Source organism: Neisseria sp. P0001.S005, assembly GCF_051963715.1.
Window position 1 is genome coordinate 1 of sequence record NZ_JBQCTZ010000267.1, and the last position, 3,910, is coordinate 3,910.

Sequence of the window (3,910 nt, forward strand, 5' to 3'; positions counted from 1 at the left end):
AATTCGGTCAAGAGGGCATCGTCATCTACGAGTAATACGCGACTCATGGAATTTCCTTTTCGTGATTGTATGCGCCGCGGTACTAAATGGCAGTACGGCGCTTAAAATAGAGTTGTGTTCAATCTTAACATGCAATCTGCTTTTGTTGATAGCGTAATTTTCTGTGCTTTTGCGCTTTTTTGCATAGAAACTCGCTGCTCTTTACATTTTCAGACGGCCTGTAAGGACAAACTGACAATTGGGCGTGTTTTGTTCAGGGTTTGTCGCATGATTGGGCAGTTTGGTGTTTCGGTGCGTTGATGAAATCTTTGCAATCGGACAAAAGTTTGGGCAGCAAGGGAGCGAATGTCGGGTGACTGCGTATTTTGTCAGCGTAGAAATACATCATATAAGGATAATAATATTGCATTGCCTGCATCCATTGCGCACCTTCTTCTTTTTTGCCTTGTCGGTAGAGGTAAAGGCCGACTTGGTAGGCGCTGGAGTAGGGGCGGTAGGTCAGGGCTTTGAGTGCGGCTTCTTCCGCCCACGGACGGATGTAGGCATCGGTCGGGTCTGCACGTTTGCTCAAGCTCAAATCGGCGTAATAGGCAAGCATGGGGCTTTCTTTGGAAAGTCGTTGCAAGCCGTCGATTTTGTTTTGAACCGTTTGCTGATCATCGGTTTTCCCTACACGGCTATATTGGGTCAGATTTTGATATTCCCAGCTGAGGTTTGCCATGCCGATTAAAATCGATAAAGCGGCTATACCGCCTGCCCATTGTCTGATTCGGCTAGATAAAGGGCCGTCTGAAACATCTTTCGGATAAGAAGGTGTCAGAGACAGAATTAGGCTGAATACGGTAAGGAAGTAGATATACCAAAGTGGATATTCGAGCATGCTGTGACAGAGGCTGACGGCGGCGGCAGTCAGTAAAAACAGCGAGGCCGGTGTTTGGTTGCGTCCCGATAGTCGCCACACAGCTGTAAGCAGGGTTAAGGCTGCGAGCAAGGTGCCGGCAATGCCCATTTCGGACAATAACTGCATGACGATATTGTGCGAATGGGTAAATAGTACGCCGAGGATGTTGTTGGGGAAGTATTGTTGTTGGGCATTGATCAGGAAGGTTTGTTGGGCAAAACTGTTCCAGCCATGGCCGAACCAAGGTGCGGATTGAAAGGCAATCCATGCCTTGCTCCATTCGATTTGGCGCATGGAACCTTCAAAACCGCTGGTGCCTGCGCGTTCGACAGCGGTTTCGTATTTGACGTTGCCAAACAAGTCCAACAGGCTGCCCATACCGAATTGGAAAGCGGCGGCCAGGATGGCGGTCAGGAGAAAAATGCACAGTGCGCGTTTGTGTTGGAAATGGGTACGCCAAAACCATAACGGCGTAATCAGGAATAGGGCGGCAATGTAGCCTAAGATGGTGCGCGAGTTGACAAGGCCGAGGGTCGCAGTCAATGCTAATACGAACAGAAAACCTGCTGCATTGGACATTTTGCGCTCCGTCCATAAGTAGGATGCCGCCAAAATGCCCCACATTAAATAATGTCCCAAATGGTTGCGTTGGCCGAGTTGGCCGTTTACGGTGCCGTTGCTTCGGGCAATGATGCCGTTCAACCATTCTACGTTGGACCAGCCTTTAAATTGCAGCCAGACGATAGCGGCCTGTATGGTTGCCCCTATCAATAAAGACCAAGCAAAGATGCTGACGATGCGTTCTTGTCCATAAGCTGCTACCCAGCCGCGAACCGACCATGCGCCCAGTGCCAAAATGACAAAGGTCCAGGCAGTGATGTCGCTCATACCGGGGTAGGTGGAATGCATGAAGCGCGCTTGGAGCGACCAAAATGCAGCCATGGCAAACAAACCGAGACTGAGTGCTGGAAGACGGATATTCAGCAGGCCTTTGTGTGCGCTAATCAATGTCAGTACCAATGAGCCGCTCAGTGAGATGGCTTCCAGATAAAAGCTGGGCAATGGGCCGACTCGGTAGAGTGAAAGAAAAGGGACGGCGCAAATCCAAAGAAAACTGAGCCATAAAGGCCAAAAGGGTTTTACTGAAGATTGGGTCAGGCCGTCTGAAAGTGTGTGGTAGGTCATTTTGATGTGTGTTTTTGTTGTTTGATAAATGCAAGGCAGCCAAGGAAAAAAGTAATGCACAATAATACGGAAACGGCGGCGCAAATCCGGCTGGCGAGAGCCGTGTCTGCCAGGCGCATACAGGCTTCGGCAAAGTAAATCAGAATCAGCATGGAGCTGTATTGGTAAGTGTAGATGCGTTTTTTCAAAATGCCGGTCAACGGCAAGCACAAAGGCAGGGCTTTCAGTGCCAACCATGAGCCGCCTTCGCGCAATGGCGCGATCCATAATTCCCATGATAAGGAAAGCAGGATCAGCAGGATAAGGCTTATGGAAGTTGCAAGATAAGGTAATGGGGAGCGTGTATTGTTCACAATATTGAGGGCGTAAAGCCGTACTGGAAAACTTAAAATTATACCGCTAAAAAGGCAGGGTAAGCCAAGAATATTGCTTAAAGATGCTGAAGAAAGGATTTATTGTTTTTTCTTCAAACGAATGAAACTTTATCTTGTTTTATAGTCTTATTAATATATATATCTAGTAAAGATTGTGCTACTATTATAAATACTTTATCTCAGGAGGATAGAAAACCATGAATCGCGTTGCTGATGTTATCCGTGATGATATTAAAGTAATGACAGCCTATCAGGTTGCCGATTTGCCGGAAGGTTTTATTAAGTTGGACGCCATGGAGTGTCCGCATCATCCTTTCGCCGGGTATGAATCTTTATTGTCAGAATGGGCGGACTTGGCAAAGCAGGCACCGATTCATTTGTATCCCCATACTGCCAAGAGCGGTATTTATGAAGAATTGAGGGAAGTTTTCGGTATTCCCGATAAAGCGGAAATCGCGTTGGGTAACGGCTCCGATGAGCTTATCCAGTTTTTGACTATGCTGGTTGCCAAACTAAATGCGCGTGTATTGGGTATTGAGCCAAGTTTCGTTATGTATCGTCATAATGCCGCACTTTATGGCATGGAATATGTCGGCGTCCCCTTAAATCCGGATTTCTCTTTAAATCTTCCTGCCGTTTTGTCTGCGATTGAGCAACATCAGCCGTCATTAATTTTTATTGCCTATCCCAATAACCCTACCGGCGTATGTTTTAAACGAGAAGAAGTAGAGGCGGTCATTCGTGCGGCAACCGGCATTGTGGTTGTCGATGAGGCATATGGCGCGTTTCATCATGACAGTTTCCTTCCGTGGGCGGGAGAGGTTGAAAATCTGGTCGTAATGCGCACCATTAGTAAAATCGGCTTTGCCGGCTTGCGGATGGGGTATGCGGCGGCAAGTCCAAGCATTATGGGTGAACTGGCCAAAATCCTTCCGCCTTACAATATGAATCAATTAAGCTTGGCGGCGGCGAAATTCTCATTGAAGCATCATCCAATCATTCAGCAAAACATTGATACATTAAAAAACGAGCGTTCGCGCGTGATGAATGAATTGTTGAAATTAAACCGTTTGGAAGTTTTTCCGAGCGAAGCCAACTTTATTACCGTTCGCGTTCCTGATGCGGACGGGCTGTTTGAAACATTGAAGCAAAACCGCATACTGATTAAAAAACTGCATGGCAGCCATCCGCTTTTGGATCAGTGTGTCCGCATAACCATAGGCTCGGCAGCGCAAAATGATGCCGTCTTGGCCGTTATTAAAAACCTTTACCCCAATCTTTGATTTCAAGGAACTATTATCATGAACAAAGCTCAACTGCATTTGACCAATTTTCTGTTACTGGTTGAAGAAGCCGGCTCATTGACCAAACTCGCACGCGCATGCGGTTATGAAAACTCCGCCTCTTTGTCTCAGCTCAAACGCCGTTTGGAACAACAAGCAGGCGATGA

Annotated in this window: 3 protein-coding genes and 1 pseudogene; 2 read left to right on the forward strand and 2 right to left on the reverse strand. The window is 47.2% G+C overall.

Annotation, left to right across the window (positions count from 1 at the left end):
• Positions 1-253 precede the first annotated feature (253 nt).
• Together ACTHSP_RS18540 and ACTHSP_RS18545 are read right to left on the reverse strand one after the other, a co-directional pair.
• A complete protein-coding gene (locus tag ACTHSP_RS18540) occupies positions 254-2,086 on the reverse strand; it encodes a Wzy polymerase domain-containing protein (RefSeq protein ID WP_440346636.1) in 1,833 nt (610 codons plus the stop codon).
• Complete coding sequence (locus ACTHSP_RS18545; protein ID WP_150537287.1) at positions 2,083-2,439, reverse strand: DUF2069 domain-containing protein; 357 nt, start codon at positions 2,437-2,439, stop codon at positions 2,083-2,085. The genes ACTHSP_RS18540 and ACTHSP_RS18545 overlap by 4 nt, the downstream gene beginning before the upstream one ends.
• Before the next feature lie 218 nt (positions 2,440-2,657).
• Here ACTHSP_RS18545 and hisC point away from each other — a divergent pair, with 218 nt between their 5' ends.
• Positions 2,658-3,743, forward strand: a complete 1,086-nt coding sequence (gene hisC, locus ACTHSP_RS18550) for a histidinol-phosphate transaminase (protein WP_440346637.1) — start codon at positions 2,658-2,660, stop codon at positions 3,741-3,743.
• A gap of 18 nt (positions 3,744-3,761) precedes the next feature.
• Positions 3,762-3,910 (forward strand): annotated as a pseudogene (locus tag ACTHSP_RS18555) (imidazoleglycerol-phosphate dehydratase HisB); the annotation flags it as partial.